Annotated in this window: 22 protein-coding genes and 1 other annotated feature; of the genes, 8 read left to right on the plus strand and 14 right to left on the minus strand. The window is 33.9% G+C overall.

What is annotated here, in order from left to right; all coding sequences use genetic code 11:
• Positions 1 to 64: 64 nt before the first annotated feature.
• From ABC346_RS16500 to spxA, 3 genes are all read right to left on the minus strand, one after another.
• Positions 65 to 1,237: a competence protein CoiA family protein gene (locus tag ABC346_RS16500; protein ID WP_413235889.1), complete on the minus strand. Its 1,173-nt coding sequence runs from the start codon at positions 1,235 to 1,237 to the stop codon at positions 65 to 67.
• Between the two features lie 95 nt (positions 1,238 to 1,332).
• Positions 1,333 to 2,037 carry an adaptor protein MecA gene (gene mecA / locus ABC346_RS16505; protein ID WP_413235890.1) on the minus strand — a complete coding sequence of 235 codons (705 nt, stop codon included), beginning with the start codon at positions 2,035 to 2,037 and terminating at the stop codon, positions 1,333 to 1,335.
• Positions 2,038 to 2,427: 390 nt separating this feature from the next.
• Positions 2,428 to 2,823, minus strand: a complete 396-nt coding sequence (gene spxA / locus ABC346_RS16510) for a transcriptional regulator SpxA (RefSeq protein WP_011065612.1) — start codon at positions 2,821 to 2,823, stop codon at positions 2,428 to 2,430.
• Positions 2,824 to 3,181: 358 nt separating this feature from the next.
• Here spxA and ABC346_RS16515 point away from each other — a divergent pair, with 358 nt between their 5' ends.
• Both ABC346_RS16515 and ABC346_RS16520 read left to right on the plus strand, forming a co-directional pair.
• A complete protein-coding gene (locus tag ABC346_RS16515) occupies positions 3,182 to 3,523 on the plus strand; it encodes a P-II family nitrogen regulator (RefSeq protein WP_413235891.1) in 342 nt (113 codons plus the stop codon).
• 23 nt (positions 3,524 to 3,546) lie between these two features.
• On the plus strand, positions 3,547 to 4,917 hold the full coding sequence (locus tag ABC346_RS16520; RefSeq protein ID WP_413235892.1) for an ammonium transporter: 1,371 nt from the start codon (positions 3,547 to 3,549) through the stop codon (positions 4,915 to 4,917).
• Positions 4,918 to 4,974: 57 nt separating this feature from the next.
• Here ABC346_RS16520 and ABC346_RS16525 read toward each other — a convergent pair whose 3' ends face one another.
• Both ABC346_RS16525 and ABC346_RS16530 read right to left on the minus strand, forming a co-directional pair.
• Positions 4,975 to 5,568: a GNAT family N-acetyltransferase gene (locus ABC346_RS16525; protein WP_413235893.1), complete on the minus strand. Its 594-nt coding sequence runs from the start codon at positions 5,566 to 5,568 to the stop codon at positions 4,975 to 4,977.
• Positions 5,569 to 5,742: 174 nt separating this feature from the next.
• Entirely contained in the window at positions 5,743 to 6,966 is a 1,224-nt protein-coding gene (locus ABC346_RS16530) for a putative glycoside hydrolase (RefSeq protein WP_413235894.1), read from the minus strand.
• A 329-nt stretch (positions 6,967 to 7,295) separates the two neighbouring features.
• Positions 7,296 to 7,468: a binding site (T-box leader), on the plus strand.
• A 51-nt stretch (positions 7,469 to 7,519) separates the two neighbouring features.
• Between ABC346_RS16530 and trpS the strand changes: the two genes are divergently transcribed.
• On the plus strand, positions 7,520 to 8,503 hold the full coding sequence (gene trpS, locus ABC346_RS16535; protein WP_413236567.1) for a tryptophan--tRNA ligase: 984 nt from the start codon (positions 7,520 to 7,522) through the stop codon (positions 8,501 to 8,503).
• A gap of 203 nt (positions 8,504 to 8,706) precedes the next feature.
• Here the strand turns inward: trpS and ABC346_RS16540 are convergent, their stop codons facing one another.
• The 6 genes from ABC346_RS16540 to ABC346_RS16565 all read right to left on the minus strand — a co-directional run bounded on the left by ABC346_RS16540 (position 8,707) and on the right by ABC346_RS16565 (position 13,880).
• Complete coding sequence (locus ABC346_RS16540; RefSeq protein WP_413235895.1) at positions 8,707 to 9,468, minus strand: YjbA family protein; 762 nt, start codon at positions 9,466 to 9,468, stop codon at positions 8,707 to 8,709.
• 80 nt (positions 9,469 to 9,548) lie between these two features.
• Entirely contained in the window at positions 9,549 to 9,749 is a 201-nt protein-coding gene (locus ABC346_RS16545) for a YuzI family membrane protein (RefSeq protein ID WP_413235896.1), read from the minus strand.
• Positions 9,750 to 9,890: 141 nt separating this feature from the next.
• Positions 9,891 to 11,129 carry a beta-ketoacyl-ACP synthase II gene (gene fabF, locus ABC346_RS16550; protein ID WP_413235897.1) on the minus strand — a complete coding sequence of 413 codons (1,239 nt, stop codon included), beginning with the start codon at positions 11,127 to 11,129 and terminating at the stop codon, positions 9,891 to 9,893.
• Between the two features lie 30 nt (positions 11,130 to 11,159).
• Complete coding sequence (locus ABC346_RS16555; protein WP_413235898.1) at positions 11,160 to 12,098, minus strand: beta-ketoacyl-ACP synthase III; 939 nt, start codon at positions 12,096 to 12,098, stop codon at positions 11,160 to 11,162.
• Positions 12,099 to 12,273: 175 nt separating this feature from the next.
• A complete protein-coding gene (locus ABC346_RS16560) occupies positions 12,274 to 13,239 on the minus strand; it encodes a BMP family ABC transporter substrate-binding protein (protein WP_413236568.1) in 966 nt (321 codons plus the stop codon).
• A gap of 35 nt (positions 13,240 to 13,274) precedes the next feature.
• Entirely contained in the window at positions 13,275 to 13,880 is a 606-nt protein-coding gene (locus ABC346_RS16565; RefSeq protein ID WP_413235899.1) for a hypothetical protein, read from the minus strand.
• Between the two features lie 151 nt (positions 13,881 to 14,031).
• Between ABC346_RS16565 and ABC346_RS16570 the strand changes: the two genes are divergently transcribed.
• Entirely contained in the window at positions 14,032 to 14,208 is a 177-nt protein-coding gene (locus ABC346_RS16570) for a YjzD family protein (RefSeq protein WP_413235900.1), read from the plus strand.
• Between the two features lie 49 nt (positions 14,209 to 14,257).
• Here ABC346_RS16570 and ABC346_RS16575 read toward each other — a convergent pair whose 3' ends face one another.
• Positions 14,258 to 14,548 carry a hypothetical protein gene (locus ABC346_RS16575; protein WP_413235901.1) on the minus strand — a complete coding sequence of 97 codons (291 nt, stop codon included), beginning with the start codon at positions 14,546 to 14,548 and terminating at the stop codon, positions 14,258 to 14,260.
• Between the two features lie 85 nt (positions 14,549 to 14,633).
• On the opposite strand from ABC346_RS16575, the gene ABC346_RS16580 reads away from it, so the two are divergent.
• The 3 genes from ABC346_RS16580 to ABC346_RS16590 all read left to right on the plus strand — a co-directional run bounded on the left by ABC346_RS16580 (position 14,634) and on the right by ABC346_RS16590 (position 17,279).
• Entirely contained in the window at positions 14,634 to 15,461 is an 828-nt protein-coding gene (locus ABC346_RS16580) for an undecaprenyl-diphosphate phosphatase (RefSeq protein ID WP_413235902.1), read from the plus strand.
• Between the two features lie 197 nt (positions 15,462 to 15,658).
• Positions 15,659 to 16,078 carry a MarR family winged helix-turn-helix transcriptional regulator gene (locus ABC346_RS16585; RefSeq protein ID WP_413235903.1) on the plus strand — a complete coding sequence of 140 codons (420 nt, stop codon included), beginning with the start codon at positions 15,659 to 15,661 and terminating at the stop codon, positions 16,076 to 16,078.
• Positions 16,079 to 16,082: 4 nt separating this feature from the next.
• The gene (locus ABC346_RS16590; RefSeq protein ID WP_413235904.1) at positions 16,083 to 17,279 is read left to right on the plus strand and encodes an MFS transporter; all 1,197 of its coding nucleotides are present in this window, start codon (positions 16,083 to 16,085) and stop codon (positions 17,277 to 17,279) included.
• Positions 17,280 to 17,341: 62 nt separating this feature from the next.
• Here the strand turns inward: ABC346_RS16590 and ABC346_RS16595 are convergent, their stop codons facing one another.
• Both ABC346_RS16595 and ABC346_RS16600 read right to left on the minus strand, forming a co-directional pair.
• Positions 17,342 to 17,653: a metal-sulfur cluster assembly factor gene (locus ABC346_RS16595; RefSeq protein WP_413235905.1), complete on the minus strand. Its 312-nt coding sequence runs from the start codon at positions 17,651 to 17,653 to the stop codon at positions 17,342 to 17,344.
• A 62-nt stretch (positions 17,654 to 17,715) separates the two neighbouring features.
• The gene (locus tag ABC346_RS16600) at positions 17,716 to 18,480 is read right to left on the minus strand and encodes a prolyl oligopeptidase family serine peptidase (RefSeq protein ID WP_413235906.1); all 765 of its coding nucleotides are present in this window, start codon (positions 18,478 to 18,480) and stop codon (positions 17,716 to 17,718) included.
• 134 nt (positions 18,481 to 18,614) lie between these two features.
• Between ABC346_RS16600 and ABC346_RS16605 the strand changes: the two genes are divergently transcribed.
• Positions 18,615 to 19,451 (plus strand): HAD family hydrolase, encoded by an 837-nt coding sequence (locus ABC346_RS16605; protein WP_413235907.1) that lies wholly within the window; start codon positions 18,615 to 18,617, stop codon positions 19,449 to 19,451.
• Positions 19,452 to 19,496 lie beyond the last annotated feature (45 nt).

Below are 19,496 nucleotides of genomic sequence, written 5' to 3' on the forward strand. Positions count from 1 at the left end.
CTCCTCCTTATCTTCTCTCAACACAGTATATTACTTAGTATAACGAAATAATATAGAATCATGCTCACATTTTGCCCTTTTTTTCCAAAAATAATTGCGTTATTATTTTTTGGTCACCTTTAAGCGCTTCCTCCAAATGGGCATACATTTCTATATCCTTTAATTTAACATACGTAGAATCGGAGATCTTTTTAAAATAACCGAGGAATTCGAGATTTGTTAAAAATGAATGTATGGCAGAATATTTTTGATGAACATTTGGTAATTGATTCATAATATTCTCATCTAATAACTTTGTACACCTGGAAATGGTTAATGTATCAGATATAGATAGATGTTGTATTAGATTTATACATATTTCCGATTGCCACATCCAAAAAGGGGTATTCATGTGGATTTGCCATTTATTTGGCAAAAAGCATATACTGGGTAAATAATGAAAAATAATACCTTGCTCATATAGTTTCCTTCTCCAATTCATCTCTTTACCTGAATGAATTACCGGTTTATTACGTATTCGTTGAACTTGCCTTATCCAATCTTGAGGAAACTTTACGGAAATAGGCATTTCTTTAAAAATTCGTTGAAATTCGATAGTTTGTATTGAGGTAATTGTAATCGTAGCAAAGGCTTTGGTAACTTGATATTCATAAATATGTGTAAGCGTGGCAAAATGCTGAGAGATTGGATCGAAGAAATATAAAACAGGAATTTTTTGCTGTGGAAATAGGTGTATACAAGTTTGAAGAAAGGTATTTAATTTAAATTGGTTATTACCCAACCTCCTAAAATGATTCATCCCAACAATCCAGATAACATGATGATTAAGTTGATTGTATGCACTTGTTCTTTCAGCGATTTCTTCTGCGGATATTTTCGCACACTGAAATTCAATAATAATTACTTTATTTAGTACATTAATTACTAAATCGGCTCTTCGATTAATTTGTGGAAAATATACTTCTAGATCAACCTCAATATTTTGGTCAGATAACCATTGATAAAGTAAATATTTTCCCATTTCATGGTACATTCCCTCTCCATTTCCATGTCTGCAAATTGAATTTGGCAAGTGTGAAAAATGGGGAATAACTTTTCTACCTGACCGAATAATTAATTTAGAATTACAGTTCGGACAATAAAAAGGTTCTTTGTTCTGTTTCCATAGGGCAATATTTCTATCATGTTCTTGAAATAATATAATGGGCTTACCATGTTTGTTTATTGCTTTTTGCACTTCATTTGTTCACCTCCTGTATTAAACTACTAATTCGACAGTTCTTATAGAAATCCTCCCAAAAAAAAATAAACACCTCTTTTAAAAGAGAATGTTTATTTCAAGTGTAACGGAAAATGTTCCCTAATATTGCTGAAGGTATCGTTTTCCATTACTTTCTTTCCATATTCTTCTAATACATGAATAGAAACAGATGAATCAGATGCATACTCTAGTACTTGACTGATTACATCTTCTTGTCGATTATCATCTAATACATCATAGGAGAATTCCATATACAAGTAATATTTCCCGTTATAGAAATATAACGTCTCTTCTCCAAAATTAGATATATCTTCGAATTGATGACTTAACTGAATTAAATCTTCAAAATCATCAAATTCTACAATAATCCATAAATTATCTTCAGTTAAATCATTATCATCATCACTATCAGATTCTTCGGAGTCACTAAGGTTTTTTCCGAATTTATCACCAAGAATACTTTCTATTTTTTCATCAACAGGGATATCTACGCTGCCATCTTCCGTATCTAATTCAAGATGTTCCCCATTCTTGGATACTTTCGCTTTCGTAACGATGATTTCTAAACCCTTTTCCATTGCCTGCACTTGAATCCAAAGCGGCCCTTCAGGATTAAAGTCTTCTCGATAATTTACCTCATCCATCATTTGCCAAAATAGCTGTTCGCTTCTTTCGCGATTATACCATATTTCTTCTTTTTCAAAGCCAAGCTCTTCTATATCTAAATACGAAATGTAGAACTTAATTGTATTTTCGTTTATTCTTTCTATCTCCATATTCACGCTCTCCCTTCTTGATTATAGAAGCTATTCCGCTACCTTCCCCATGTGCATCAAGCGTGCTTTAAAGTAAATTAATATCACACTAACCTATTTATAATGCATGTACCCGTTAACGTTCTATTTTAATCTTTAATTGGTTTCATACCTCTATTGTATGATAGTGTACGGAACGATGGAAATTAATATGCCTATCTTTTTTAATTTTTATTTTCCATTTTTTAATGCTTATAACGCTTGAATGATAATGAAATCTTCTCTTTTAGAATCATTCGCTAGTTAGTTATTCTACCGTATTTCGACATGTTTGTCATTTTATCTAACTGTAAAAACAAAGAAAAGACGCAGAAATACTCCTGCGTCTTTTCTTTGTTTATTATTTTATATTTAATTAACCATACGTTGTGCTTCACGTAATTGGAATGTGCGAACTGTTCTTGGTAAAAATCGACGAATCTCATCTTCATTATAACCAACTTGAAGACGCTTCTCATCTAATATAATTGGCCTACGCAACAATCCAGGATTTTTCTGGATTAGATTGAATAAGTTTTTCATTGGCAGTTGATCAATATTTACATCCAATTTTTGGAATACTTTTGATCTTGTGGAAATAATCTCATCCGTGCCATCCTCTGTCATCCGCAATATTTCTTTTATTTCATCGAGACTTAATGGCTCAGAAAAAATATTACGTTCTGTAAAAGGTATGTTGTGTTCTTCCAGCCACGCTCTTGCTTTCCTGCAGGAAGTACAGCTTGGTGAGGTATAAAGTGTTACCATGTAACTTCACTCCTCAATCTAATATATATTTTCGAGTTCATTAACCAACTTATTAAATTATAATAAGTCTAAATAACTCATATGTAGTTATTATACTACATTTAGCTACCAAAAGGTAGGGGTACAATTAAATTTCATTTAATTGTTTATAATGTTTCTCATTTATAAGTAACATTCCCGATGAATATTAAAATTAAACCTTTTTTTCAAACTAATTCCACAAAATATTGAAAACGTTTTCTTCTAAATTTTCTAAAAACATAGTAAAAAATACTTGCAAAACAACAATAAAACAATTATGATAATTTACATAACTAACCGTGTTAGGAAATCTAACATTAATAAAAGGGGTGGAGTAATGAAAAAATTGGAAGCAATTATTCGTCCAGAAAAATTCCAGTCTCTACGTGATGAGTTATCTTCAATAGGTATTGGTGGTTTAACTGTTACCGAAGTTGCAGGTACAGGAAAGCAAAAAGGTCAAACAGGAGTTTATCGTTCGACAGAATTTCAAATTCAATTGCTGTCCAAATTAAAAGTAGAAATGGTAGTGGAAGAAAGCCAATTAGAAAAAATTGTCGATATTATTATTAAAAGTTGTAAGACAGGAAATATAGGCGACGGGAAAATCTTTGTTTCTCCAGTGGAAGAAGTTATTCGAATTCGTACTGGTGAACGTGGTATGGAAGCAGTTTTATAAATTATTAAGGGGGATTATCATCCATGTTGAAGAAAAGTTTGCTTTTAACTACAGTACTCTTACTTTTAGCTACTCCTGTTTATGCTGCCACACCTACTCCTGAATCATTAGAATTATCCATTAATTTAATTTGGGTAATGTTAGGTGCATTTTTAGTATTTTTTATGCATGCAGGATTCGCTATGGTAGAATCTGGATTCACAAGATCTAAGAATACATTAAACATCCTTATGAAAAATTTCTTAACAATAAGTGTCGCTGCTATTTTATTTTTTATAGTGGGTTATGGCATTATGTTTGGTTCTTCGGCTGGCTCCATTATAGGTAGTGATGGATTTTTACTTAGCGGAGTTGGTGAAATAGACTTTTTTGTATTCCAAGCTATGTTTGTTGCTACTTGTGCAACCATTATTTCCGGTGCAGTTGCAGAACGAATTAAGCTAGGAAGTTATGTTCTTATTGTTGCAGCAATGACAACAATCATTTATCCAGTTGTCGGCCATTGGGTTTGGCAAGGAGATGGTTGGTTAACTGCAATGGGATTTAGTGATTTCGCAGGTTCCACTGTTGTTCACTTAACTGGAGCAGTTGGTGCATTCATGGTAGTGCTAATACTTGGACCTCGTATTGGAAAATATAAAGGAAAGAAAGTTAATGTTATCCAAGGTCATAATTTACCTTTAGGTGCTTTAGGAGTTTTCATTCTTTGGTTAGGTTGGTTCGGTTTTAATGGAGGTAGTACATTAGCAGCTGATCCATCACTAGTACCATATGTAATTGGAACAACGTTACTATCTACATCCGCTGCCTTAGTATCTTCTTCTTTATATACAAAAATACGATTTAAGAAGGTAGATGCATCATTATCGATGAACGGTGTTCTTGGTGGACTAGTAGGTATTACTGCAGGTGCCGCAGAAATTTCTCTTGGGGGATCAATCATTGTCGGTCTAATTTCTGGTGTAGTACTTGTAGAAGGAATTCGTTTCTTAGATACAAAATTACGAGTGGACGATCCAGTAGGAGCTATTGCTGTACATGGAATATGTGGAATTTGGGGTACGTTAGCAATTGGGTTATTCTCTGTTAATACCGGGCTTTTCTACGGAAATGGTATTTCACAATTAGGTATCCAAGCCATCGGAGTAATTGCAGTTATTGCTTGGGTTGCTATTACCGTTGGTGGTTTCACCTATGTAATTAACAAAATTTCTCCGATACGTGTTTCTGAAGAGGAAGAAATGTCAGGACTTGATTTTGCAGAGCACGGCTCTAGCGCATATAACTTTAAAGAGAATTTATTAGAAGGAACGGATAATGGTTCATCAGGTGGTCTAGCTGAACGTTTAAATAATAATATTCCGATTGGAGAAACAAGTAACCAAAGTTCTTAAATAATAAAAAAGCCGGAGTTATCATCCTGATTCCCAGGTAATAACTCGGCTTTTTTATTACTGAGAAGATCTTTTCGTTAGTTCATCTAATAGATTAACCGCTTCACGCTTCTCATCATAGCTTAACACTTCTTCAGATGATTGATATTCTTTTCCGTAAATTTCCTTATCTTTGTATGTATGAATGTCTTCATACATTTGTTTCATCTGCCCATAAATCACTTCTTCAGAATCATCATTTGGAGACCAATATAAGATTTCCATTGTTGTTTCTTCATTTGTTGCTAAGGAACGTCGATTATAACCAATTGACTGTGCATGTTTAAAACCTTCTCGGTGATAAAAATGAAGTCGTTTTTCTGAATCAGAATCCTCATAATCGACGGGCTCCACCTCAAGTATTATCGGTTTTTGTTTGTGCTTTAATTTATCTATTAACTTATGCCCTATCCCCTGACCTCTTGTTTGAGCAGATACCCATACATAGTCTATAAAAATAAATGTATTAAACTCCGCATACATCAATACATGTTGCGGACTCTCATCTTTAAAATATACGTCACCTTTCTCCTCAAGTAATAGCTCCATATGCTTTTTTGATTTCATTTCTTCAACTGGAAAATAATCATTTAATTTCTCATACCAATTCATGAATTTACCCCTTTTTTGATTATTATCTCTAATTATAGCTAAGTTCATTCAAGATGTTAAATGATACATAGTTCATATACGTATATTCATTGCTTTTTATATACTTTTTTCCCTTTTAACTCAAATCAAAAACTCTCCTCTTTTAATAGCATTTAGAGGAGAGTTTTGCTTTACTTATTCATCTTTTCCTATTAAGTAATCTACATCCTTCGTGTAAGTGTTACCCGAGTTCCATAACAAGAATTCATTAATACCATTCTCATATAGCGCTTGTATTTGTGCTTCTACTTCACTCTTACCATATTGGAATGTAGATCCACTATACAACCATGGTGCTTCAAAATCTTGCAACCATGGTCGAGATACTGGAGGTTCTTCTAGAGCTCCTAAGACCTGATTCTCTACTTTAGAGTACTCATTAATAAGATTATATGGTTCTGTATCCGGCTTTTCTATCCCGAAGTATGATGACCAATGACTCGGATAAATCATGGAAGAAATGATATCTACATTTTCAGAAATACGAGAGAAATTCTGTCCAATTCCTGGCGCCTCTTCAATCGTTGCAGCATACCCAAATATATCTACAGATACATCTACATCATAATCACTTAGTTCTTCTTTTGCATAAGCCACAAAATCCGATACTGCTTCTACTCGTTTCTTTATGTTATTCATATTAACATCTTTATAATCACCTAGTGTGTATTCTAATTCTTCATCCTTAGTCTCAAATCCCTCAGGGAAACGCACATAGTCAAATTGAATCTCTTTAAAGCCCATCTCAGCTGCCATTTTTGCAACTTCAATATTATATTCCCACACTTCTTGTTCAAAAGGATTTACAAACGCTTCTCCTTTTCCGTTCTCCCAAACTTCTCCATCTTTCGTAAAGGATAAATCTGGACGTTTATGAGCTAATACACTATCTTTAAAAACAACTACACGTGCAATCGGATATATTTGCTCTTCTTCTAATCGTTTCATCATTTGTTCAGGATCAGAAATAACATTAGTAGCCATATCTTCATAAGGAGATCCTTCTTCAGGTATGAAGGTTAAATTCCCATGATCTTCTTTTACATCAATAACCATTGTATTTAAGTCTGTTGAATTTACAAAATCAATTAATGAATTAAACTTCTCGCCTCCAGCAGAATTTCCTGTTACATAAATTCCTCGTACTGCATCAGGATATTCGAAGTTATATCCGGAATCAAAAGAAAAACGTTCTATTCTTTGTGATGTATCTATTACTTGTAAATTGGTCGATCGTTCTTTATGTAAACTTGCTTCAACATTAATTTCATCTTCTGCTTTTGTCGAATTTCCAAAGATCATGCTAATAAATAATGTTACCGTGAACACCCCAATAAACTTCTTTTGCCAATTCCGCATATAAATCAATCTCCTGTATGTATGATAATTTTAGTATATAGGAAAGAAAACAACATTTAAATGATAAAAATGATATCCTCAAAATTTTTTCTTAGCTTTCTTTATTCTATATACTCTGCTTAGCTTTTCTTTCTATTCCCGTATTATGATAATCGAAAACTTCTAAGCAGAAAATTCTACATTATTCTCTTGTACTTATTTTTGATAAGTTAACTTTATAATTGAATACGGTGTATGTAAATCACAATATGAATATATACCTAAACTTTAAACTTGGTTCTCTCTTGCTTTTTCTTTTTACTCTGGATATAATAGTAAAAAAATTAATATTCTAAGCGATGAAGAAGATGTAGTACTCTTTACCCACTGATTAATAGAGAGCTTGTGGTTGGTGAAAACAAGTATCAAGGTAAATAGGAATTGGGCTTTGGAGCTTTTCTAATGAAGTGATCTTGTGAGTACAAGATAATAAGGGTGGCAACGCGGTTCATTCGTCCCTAGATTTGGGGAGAATGGGCTTTTTTTAATGATTAAATTTATTGAGGTGAATGAAATGAAAACAATTTTTTCTGGTATTCAACCAAGTGGTACATTAACTATTGGAAACTATTTAGGAGCAATCCAACAATTTGTGGAATTACAAAACGATTATAATTGTTATTTCTGTATTGTAGATGAACATGCAATAACAGTTCCCCAGGATCGACTTGAATTACGTAAAAACATTAAATCATTAGCAGCTTTATACATTGCATCAGGAATTAATCCAGATTCTTCCACGCTATTTATTCAATCGGAAGTTCCAGAGCATACTCAATTAGGTTGGATGTTACAATCCATAAGTTATGTTGGTGAATTGGAAAGAATGACCCAGTATAAAGACAAATCACAGGGGCAAGAAGCGATTTCATCTGCTCTATTAACTTATCCTTCTCTTATGGCAGCTGATATCTTACTTTATAAAACTGATGTTGTCCCAGTTGGAGATGATCAAAAGCAACACTTAGAGTTAGCTCGAAATCTTGCACAACGTTTTAACAATCGATTCAATGATATCTTTACTGTACCTGAAGTACGTATTCCAAAAGTCGGTGCACGGATTATGTCTCTTCAAGAACCTACCAAAAAAATGAGTAAATCCGATACAAATCAAAAAGGTTTTATCTCTATGTTAGATGAACCAAAACGTATTGAGAAGAAGATTAAAAGCGCCGTAACCGATTCTGAAGGAATTGTTAAATTCGATAAAGAAAATAAACCCGGAGTTTCTAACCTTCTAACGATTTATTCTAGTTGTACTGGTGAATCAATCGCTGATTTAGAAAAGAAATATGAAGGAAAGGGCTATGGTGATTTCAAACAAGGCGTTGCGAATGCTGTTATTGATACACTTCGTCCTATTCAAGAAAAATATGAGCAATTAATTCAATCAGATGAATTAGACGCCATCCTTGATCAAGGTCGAAATAAAGCATCTATGTCGGCTGGAAAAACAATTAGAAAAGCCAAAAAAGCAATGGGATTAGGACGGAAATAAATTACAACTTTATTCATCCGAAGTTGGAGAACAAAATCTCAAAGCCACCGTGTAGAAACGCAACGGATGCACTCCTATTTTTAGTGGTGGGTTAACAATGGTAGCACTTCTTTGTTTCTTTCAGGAAAAATATTTTATCATTTCCTATGCAAAAATAAAACTGGTTTCTTCGCTCACATAATCATGAACGAGGAAACCAGTTTTTACTTTTGATTTGAAGTATGCTGTTCATTACCCATTTCCGCTTCCCACATTCGTTCTAAAAATGCCTGTCCGCGAATAAGTTTACTGCATAAGTCCTCATGAGCACTACTCCAACCATGCTTTACTCCATCATATAAGGCATTCCACACTTGTCCTTCATCCATATATCGTATAGACGGATATTGCTTTGGATCCCACTCTGTTAACCAATAACGTAACTCTTCTTTATTATTAGTAGTTTTTAATTGATCTAATCCAATCATTAATAACTGTTTTAGTTGTCTTTCTTTTCGAGTCAAACCAAAGATATATTCCGGAGGCATCGAAAGCATATGGTATTCTTTGTCATGCATCTTATTTTCGAATTCAAAGTTCTCTGGTTTGTTGTTTTCTATCATGTCATAAACCAATTGTTCTTGACGCGGAATTAAGCGACTTTTACGGATTGGGATATAATAACCTACTGTGTCAAATGCAAGAATATTATCACCGTCTGTTACAACAGCAGCATATTCAACAACTGTTCTCTTTTGTCCTTTTCTCGTATAGCCTCGCTTATAAATCGTATCTAATAAAGACTTTGGCAGGTCATGCATATCGTTCTCAATGTAGTGTAATAATTCTTTACTTATGTACAGCAATGGAACCTGATCAAGTAATTCAATCGTATCTTCTTTTCTCCATTCATGAAAATGACAAACATTATATCCGTTTTCTTCACCTTCAAACCAATTCACCCAAACATCATGTAAGTACAACATATCTCAGCCCTCACTTTTATACCGTTTTAAGATACATTATGACCATCAGAGTACAATTTTATTCGAGAACTGCATGTATTTTATTTTGGATAACGTTGAAGTGTAATTAACATAAGACATACACCAATAGGTAAAAAATAACATTCAAGTCTACCAGCAACAAAAACAAAATAATCTATCCACGATAATCCAGCAGGTAAGAAATTCATATATGCAATCATCGTAACTCCACCCGTTACCGCCATTCCAAAACCTACTAAGAATAGAAACACATACCCCATCTAATCGCCTCTCATCAGCTTGTCCAAAATATAGTTTATTCTATGAATGAAAACAGAAAAGAATGCTAGATTTTCCCAAAAATAAAAAAGAGACTTAGGTAATCTACCTAAATCTCCATTTTTAAAGAATATAACAAACGATTATTTCACAAATTTTTTAAATACCAAAGCAACGTTATGTCCACCAAATCCTAATGAATTACTTACTACTGCATCTACTGTTTGTTTTCTTGCTTCATTTGGAACATAATCCAAATCGCATTCTGGATCTGGTGTTTCATAATTAATTGTTGGTGGAATAATACTATCTTGAATTGCTTTAATAGATATTACGGCTTCAATTCCACCTGCAGCTCCTAATAAGTGACCAGTCATTGACTTAGTAGATGATATTGCTAAATTATTTGCATGGTCTCCAAATACAGACTTAATAGCCTGAGTTTCATACTTGTCATTTAAATCTGTGCTCGTTCCATGAGCGTTCACATACTGTACTTCTGAGGGGTCTAAATCGGCATCTTTTAATGCTATTTGCATTGCTCGAGTTGCACCTTCTCCATTCTCAGCAGGTGCAGTAATATGATAAGCATCGCCTGTTGCACCATAACCAACTATCTCCCCATATATAGTTGCGTCTCTTCCCAGTGCAGATTCTAAAGACTCTAATATCAAGATTCCTGCACCTTCTCCCATAACGAATCCATTACGATTCTTATCAAAAGGACGACTTGCTTTTTGTGGATCCTCAGTCGTAGATAACGCTTTTGAAGAGGAAAATCCTGCAAATGCCATATCTGATATTGGTGCCTCTGTACCCCCAGATATCATTATATCTGCATCTCCTCGCTGAATTGCTTTAAAAGCATCTCCAATCGAATTGGCACCTGATGCACAAGCTGTGACAGAACAAGAATTGATTCCTTTTGCACCTAATTGGATCGAAACTTGACCAGCAGCCATATCTGGTATCATCATCGGTACAAAGAAAGGACTTACACGTTTTGCCCCTTTCTCAATGAACTTGGTATGCTGATCTTCCCATGTTTTCATTCCACCAATTCCAGAACCAATCCATACTCCCACTCGTTCTGCATTCGCTTCATTAATCGTTAAATTCGCATCTTCTACAGCCATTTTAGCCGCAGCAACTGCATATTGTGTAAATGGATCCATTTTACGTGCATCTTTTTTATCCATGTACTGCGTTGGATCAAAGTTTTTCACTTCTGCTGCTACTTTCGCTGGGAATAAATCTTTATCCACCTTCGTGACAAAATCTATTCCTGATTTCCCTGTCGTCACACTCTCCCACATTTCATCTACATTATTGCCTACTGGGGTTAAAGCGCCTAATCCTGTAATAACAACTCGATTATTCAATGTTTTATATCCTCCTTCCAAAATAACTGGTTACTTACCCCAACGAAGCGCAACTGCTCCCCAGGTTAAGCCTCCACCAAAACCTACTAATACTATTAAATCGTTATCTTTTATTTTACCTTCTTTTACCGCTTCAGATAAAGCCATAGGTATAGATGCTGAAGAATTATTTCCATACTTCTCGATAGATTTGGCCATTTTATCTTCTGAGATACCTAATCTTTCTCTAGCAGCTTCCATTATACGAATATTGGCTTGATGAGGCACAAGATAATCTACATCGTCACGTGATAAACCTAACTGCTCAATCACATTTACTGTTGAATCAGGCATTTGACGGACTGCAAACTTATATACTTCTCTACCATTCATGATGATGTGATCATCATGATTCAAGTATAGTTCTTTCCCTCCAGCACCATTGGCTCCTAATTCAAATGATAGAATACCTTTCCCTTCACTAACTTCACCAACTACTGCTGCACCTGCGCCATCTCCAAATAACACACATGTTGTACGATCGGACCAATCAGTGATCTTAGATAGTTTCTCTGCACCGACTACTAATATATGTTTATAAGCACCTGTATCGATAAACTGTTTAGCAGTAATCAATCCATACATAAACCCAGCACAAGCAGCACTAACATCCATAGCCGCTGCATTCTTCGCTCCAAGTTGATCTTGAATGATACAAGCAACAGATGGAAATGATGTATTTGGTGTAACCGTAGCTACTAATATTAAATCAATATCTTCCGCTTTCAAATTCGCTTCTTCTAATGCACCAAGAGCTGCGTGAAAAGCCATATCAGAAGTGTCCACTTCATCTGTTGCTAATCTTCTTTCTTTTATACCAGTTCGCGTACGAATCCATTCGTCATTCGTGTCTACGACTTTTTCTAAATCATTATTTGTAACAACATTTGTTGGCAAGTAATGTCCGGTTCCCAAAATACCGATATTCATTTGACAGCTCTCCCCTTTACTAACATAATTACTATCAATTATTATGACTTGGTACTAATTTTAATGTATAAAATGCAAAAAATCAAGTGAATAACTTCAAGCACAATAGATAACTATTAAGTACAAAAAAGCTCAACATTAAGCTTCTTTTATAGATTTAATGTGAACTTTTCATTTAATTATCTTCATTAGGAAGGTTTCCCGTTTCCTTAAATCGTTGAATGTCATTTTTTATATTTTCTTGGAATTCATCTGGGATAGAATCATTTAATTTTTCAAGTGCAACAAAATCGTCTTGAAAATCAAAATGATAAATCTTACCTTGTAAATCAGATTTATCAAAAAGATCAGTAACATGTAGATATAATCGATCTATATGTTGCAAAGTGCTTGTAAGTACAGTATTAGGTGCAAGTTTCATTTGGTTAGTCAAATATCCAATCGCAAATAATTTATCTTCTTCTGCTTTTTCAATAATTTGTTCACTAAATGCATCCCCAATAGGATAAAAAACGTCGACACCCTCTTCTTTCATTTCGTCATAGACCTCTAAAGCAAGTTCAGTATTATTCCAGTCATTAAGATAACTTAACTCAATTTCTGAGGTAGGACTAACATGTTTTACCCCTTCATAAAAACCTTCTATCTCAGGCTGCCAAGAATGCGCTGCAATGATTCCAACTTCATTATTCGTAGACATTTTTCCAGCAACCATACCTGCAAAAAACCCCATAGCATGTCCATCAAAATTTAAAGAGGTAACATTACTTTTTACCTCACCACCATTCATATAAACAAAATGAACATCTGGATAACTATCTGCCAATTCCATGAAATACTCCCCATACATATTACTATGACCGAAAATAAGATTGACACCATCTTGTACAAGTTCATCTACAGCAACCCTAACATCTTGCAATGATTGAATATTTTCTTTGTATAAAACATCTACTTGATACTGATTTTCAATATCTTGCATGCCTTCATATCCCGTTTTTGTCCATGGATTAGCATCTATCTCCGTCTCTACAAGAAAACCTACATTTTGTATGTTTCCAGTTTCAAAATAAGAACAAGCGGAAAGAGTGCATACAAAAACAAATAAAATTGCTATGAATAACTTCTTCAAAACACACACACTCCATTCCATTTTCACAATAATAATTTCAAAGATCATTTTTGGAACTGTTCATAATGTTTCTTTAATGACTGTACAATTGTGTCTATACTTCTATTTTTACGGAGAAATACCTTTTTTTCAACTTTCTTGTTCGAAATGTTTTCCTGTTTAGGAAAAACTTGAAAAGAAGAAGGTAAAGTATCCATTTGTATCCAATGTAATAATGCATTTACAAAGTCAGTAATATAGATTGCTTGTTTTTTAAAATAACTAGAATCAAATCGAATAAACTTATCATTTCTGTAGATTCCTTGATTATTCATTTCCATCCATTCACCTACTAGTAATGATGGATATATATAGGTCATTGTGCAGGGACCAGATTCGATTCGTTTATCATGGGTTATTGATATAGAAATCCATTGCTTCACCCCTTTTGGTAAATCAGTTATAAAATCATCTATAATGATTCCAATGTCATACTCTTTCTTTGTTTTTAGTGTAGCTTCCTCAAATAGACTATTTCTCCCAAAATACATTTCTAAGTCACCTGGTTCGTTAGTGGCAATAACTCCATCAACCGAGAAGCCTTCCATTAATAATGCATCTACTATATGATATCCTACCCAACTATTGCAGTTTACAACCAATAACCTCATTGCTATATCTCCTCCTATTTCGTTCAAATATTTAATAAGATTTATTGAATAATTAATAAGCAAAATAATAGAATACATGTTAGAATATAACTGTTAATGAATTGTATGTGATTAAAGTTAATTTGATTATAATTGAGTGAGGTGTTTAATAATGCGTTACATAATGACAATCTTTTGGTCATTCCTAATTGCCGCTGCTGTATCTTATGTACTTTCAAGTATGGGTGGGGAACCTTTCTTGATTCAAAATGCAGTCATTCTCACAGCAATTTTTTCTATTGTTGTATTCGTCCTTGGGGATGGCATTTTAAAAGAAAAAACAGAATAATTTCGGAGAAACCCTTGCCTTCCAGCAAAGATGGCAAGGGTTTTCCTTATTAATACCAAGGAAGAACACTTATTGCCGCTAATGCAGCGAGAGGTAAAATCAAACGATTAAACCTTCTTCTTCCAAAACCAGGATATCCAAATCCACCATACCCTGGCCAAAAAACACGTTGATCATACGAATGATTTGCTTGCGAGTAATCAATCGGAACTGCAAGGTGGACATTTTCGTTATCAACACCTGTAACAATACCATCTATCTGAGATCCATCATTCATTTGTATTAATACATATAAGTGAATATGCTCGCTACATTGGTCATACATTGTTTTATTAGTCATTTTTTAGCCTCCTCCATGTTAGCCTATGCATTTTTATTTGGAGTGGTGAAAAAAACTCAGAAAATTGAATGAAGGAGTTAAAATCATGAATGTGTTTGAAAATTTTTGGACAATCGTGCATTATTTTATTCTTGGGCTTGTTCAAGGTATCACGGAGCCTATTCCCATTTCTTCGAGTGGGCATCTAATTATATTTCGAGAATTATTTGGAATTGAAGCACGAGGATTATCTTTTGAGATATTTGTAAACTTAGCATCATTACTTGCCGTATTACTTATCTATCGTAAAGATATTGTCCGTTTAGCAATTAATAGTTGGAACTTCATATTCAAGCAAGAGAAAGAATCAAAAAGCGATTTTATGTTTGTAGTTTATCTTGTGATTGCCACTATTCCAGTCGGAGTCGTTGGTGTACTATTTGGAGATGAAATTGGAGCATTTATTGGCGAGGACGGTACAACTGTTGTTGGAATAACACTGCTAATAACTGCTGCAGCAATATGGATGATTCGTAATTTGCGCGGAAGAAAGATAGAAGGAGATCTATCTACAAAAGATGCTGTAATCGTAGGACTAGCACAAGCTGTAGCAGTTACACCTGGTATAAGTAGATCAGGAGCTACATTAGTAGCATCTATGTTAATGGGGATGAAACAAGAGACCGCATTACGGTTTTCATTCCTATTATATATTCCAGTTAGTTTAGGGTCTTCTATATTAGAGATTCCAAATATTGTACGAGATCCTCATGTACAAGAATTATGGATACCATATTTAGTTGCATTTGTTACTGCATTTATCGCATCTTATTTTGCTTTAAAATGGTTTATGAATATTATGCGACATGGAAACCTTAAATATTTTGCATACTACTGTGTGATTGTCGGTATATTAGTATTAATATTCCTATAAAATTTCTTAAGACCTCAAAACAAGTTTATGGTAACTTGTTTTGAGGTCTTTTTAATTGGAGCAGAAATGTCCGAATTGTTATCGTTCGCAAATACTTATTTTGATAATTATTCACAAAGCTATTTACATTACATAGCAAGAGGTATAGAATAGTTCAAGTGATTTTATTTACCTAGGTAAATAATTAGGAGGAAACCATGGAAAATTTAGAGAGTAAAGATATTCTACACTTATATAATCAGAACTATCGTTATTTCAACAAAGAAATGAATCAACGTCTACGAAAGTATGATTTGTATGCCTCGCAATGGGCAATATTGTTTTGCCTTGACCAGGCAGAGCCAACAACTCAGACAAGTATATGGAAATACCTAAACATAGAAGCACCTACAGTAACAAGAACCTTATCTAGACTTGAGAAAAATGGATGGGTAGAGCGGATACCCGGAGAAGATAAACGAGAAAAAATGATTTATTTAACCGAAGAAGCCAAGGCACTACTACCAACAGTTAAAAGAACAATGAAAGAATTTGATGATGATATGCTTCATTCATTAAATCAAGAAGAACGAAAATTATTATATCAACTACTTAGTAAATTAACACCAGAGGAGTAATAAAATGAATCTAGAAAAAATTTGGACAAAAAGCTTTATCAGTATATCTCTCGTACAACTTTTAATATTTTTATCTTTCTATGCGTTATTAACCACGCTGCCTATTTATGTAATTGATCAACTTGGAGGTAACGAGGCTGAAGGTGGATTAGTCGTAACAGCAATGTTGCTCGCTGCTATTATTGTCCGATTCTTTTCCGCAAAATTATTAGATAAAATTGGCAAAAAACAAGGGCTAGTCATAAGTGTTACTATATATATGATTACCTCTTTTTTATATTTATTTATTGAATCCTATACTTCCTTATTAGTTTTACGCTTTTTCCATGGCTTCTCATTTGGAATTATCACAACTGCTACTGGGGCAATTGCAGCTGATATCATACCAGCTTCTCGTAAAGGTGCAGGTTTAGGTTATTTTGCTATGGCAATGAATGTCGCAGTTGTTTTAGGACCATTTATTGGTCTTACGTTGATTCAATATGTAAGCTTTCAAACATTATTTATTATTTTAGGTGTTTTAATGATAGTTGCACTAATTAACTCCATGATGGTTCAAGTTGAAGAAAGTATAGTAATAAAAGAAAACACTATTAAAAAACAACGACTGTCTATTCATGATTTTATTGAAACACGCGCATTGCCAATCGCAATCATTGCAAGTTTAGCATCATTGTCTTATGCCAGTGTAATGTCATTTATATCTGTATATGCTACGTCGATAGGTCTTGCATCAGCCGCAAGTTTCTTTTTCTTAGTTTTTGCTGCAGTGATGCTTATAACTAGACCGTATATAGGAAGAAGTTTTGACCTTAAAGGACCGAGATTCGTACTCTTACCTTGTTTAACTTTCTTTGCAATAGGTTTAATTGCATTAAGTATTACGAACAGTTCTTGGATGCTGTTACTTGCGGCAGGATTAATTGGTTTAGGATATGGTTCTATACTACCTGGTTTCCAAACCATCGCAATACAAACTTCTCCTGAAAATCGAAGTTCTCATGCAACATCAACATTTTTTATTCTATATGATTTAGGAATCGCAATCGGATCTTTTGTATGGGGTTTAATTGTGTCGGGTATTGGCTTCTCAAATCTATACTTGGTTGCTGCAGCAATTGTTATCGTAGCTTTATTCCTTTTCGAATTTTATTATAGAAGATCTTCCAAAAAAGAAGAAAAAATTGCAGAGGCTCAATGAACAAGAAGTCAACACACATTAAAAAACACTGCTAAAATTAAATTATTAGCAGTGTTTTTTAATCAATCTGGAATACCTAATGCGATTTTAGCATAGCGTGACATCTTATCTTTACCCCATGGTGGATCCCATACAATACTTACCTTCGTTTCTTTTACTTCAGGTATATCGGAAAGTGCATGTTTGATATCTGATTCAATATGTGCAGATAAAGGACATCCCATTGCTGTTAATGTCATTGTAACCACACATAAACCATCGTCTTCCATATCTACATCATAAATCAAACCAAGATTTACAATATCTATACCTAATTCTGGGTCAATAACATTTTCTAATGCACCCATTAAATTTTCTTTTAGTGCCTCATCCACAGTAATTCCCTCCTTCCCCTCATATACCATTTAAACATACTATATCATTTTAGAAAATTATTTTACAATAGATGTTTTACAAACCATCCTGTAGCCTCTAAATAACCATTGCGGCTTACTTTGTGCCCTACACCAGGTTCTTTTATGAATTTTAAATTCTGTTCATCAATATAAGTTTCCTTCACGTCTTGATAAAAAAGATACGAATGTTCAAAAGGAACGACAGGATCTTTATCTCCATGCCAGAACATTACTGGGCGTTGATTTAATGTATCCACATGATGAGATAAATCCATTGCTTCTATTTTTGTTAATAATTGTTGCAATTGATTATCTGCAATCGGAAGTTCGCCATACTTTTTAAAATTACCGATAAGAGCATTTGCATAATCAGTTATCCTTGGTGATCCCATCATTACAGCAGCTGCTTGAATCCAATCATACTTTACTAATGCTGCACTTGTTGTGATTCCTCCCATACTGGTCCCTGCAATCCCAAGTTTCCCATCTAGGAGCCAATTATTTTGTAATAAAACGTCTCTTAATTCTTCTATCTCTTGAACATTTTGAATAACAATATCCCAAAAAGCAATTTGCATTTGCTTATCAGTCAGGCCAGTACTTCTTTCACCATGATGAAGACTCTCCGGTAAAAAAACTCGAAACCCTTTAGATGCTAACATATATGCGATGGATAAATTCTGTTCTTTGGCACTGGTAAATCCATGAAAATATATAACTGTCGGCAATTCTAAATTATAATCTTCGCTTTTAACAATATGTAAGTATGGAATTTGCTTTATCTGTTCCTCATATATCCCAATCATCATGTATACTCCCTTTCATCGTTCACTTACTCCTATTGTAAGGTTTTTTTAAGTACTCATGCAAATAATGTAAACTCTTTTTCACTTTACATCTAACTGAATAATGATAAGATTAGTTCAGATGAGGTGATAGAATGACAAGTAGACAAAAGCATTTAATTGCGGTTGATTTAGATGGAACGTTATTAAAAGATAATAAAACGATTAGTTCTCGCAACAAACAAACATTACACCAAGCCATGAATGATGGACATATTGTTGTTATAGCAACTGGTCGACCCCACAGAGCAAGCATTAACTATTATCATGAACTCGGTTTAAAAACTCCGATGGTTAATTTTAATGGCGCATTGGTGCATCACCCATTAGATGCATCGTGGAAAACGCTTCACACTCCTATGCCTATTAAAACAGCACACAGAATAATCGATGCTTCCTACGAATTACAAGTAAAAAATATTTTGGCTGAAGTTCAAGATGAAGTATACATGGATGTGTATAATGAAGAGATCTTAGAAGTTTTTCAAGATAACGAAGAACGGTATATTATTGGAGATATAAAAAGTAAATTAAGTGAAGACCCAACCTCCGTGCTTATTCATCCAAAAGAAGATCATATTAAAGAATTAAGATCCCATTTAGATGATTATCATGCAGAAATTATCGAACATCGTAAATGGGGAGCTCCTTGGAATATCATTGAAATTATTCGCAAGGGTATGAATAAGGCCGTAGGATTACAAAATATCGCTAAGTATTATGATATACCGAAGGAACGTATCATTGCTTTTGGCGATGAAGATAATGATTTAGAAATGATTGATTATGCAGGTGTTGGTGTATCCATGGGAAATGCAATTGACTCACTAGTATCTGTATCAAAGCATCAAACAGTATCAAATGAAGAAGATGGAATCAGTATTTTTCTTGAGGATTACTTGCAATTAACAAAAAATGTGATCCAATCATAAACCCATTAGTTTCCTGCTATAAAATCCTTTATATGTTTCATACTA

The sequence above is a fragment of the Oceanobacillus phoenicis genome (assembly GCF_047238145.1).
Lineage (GTDB): Bacteria > Bacillota > Bacilli > Bacillales > Amphibacillaceae > Oceanobacillus.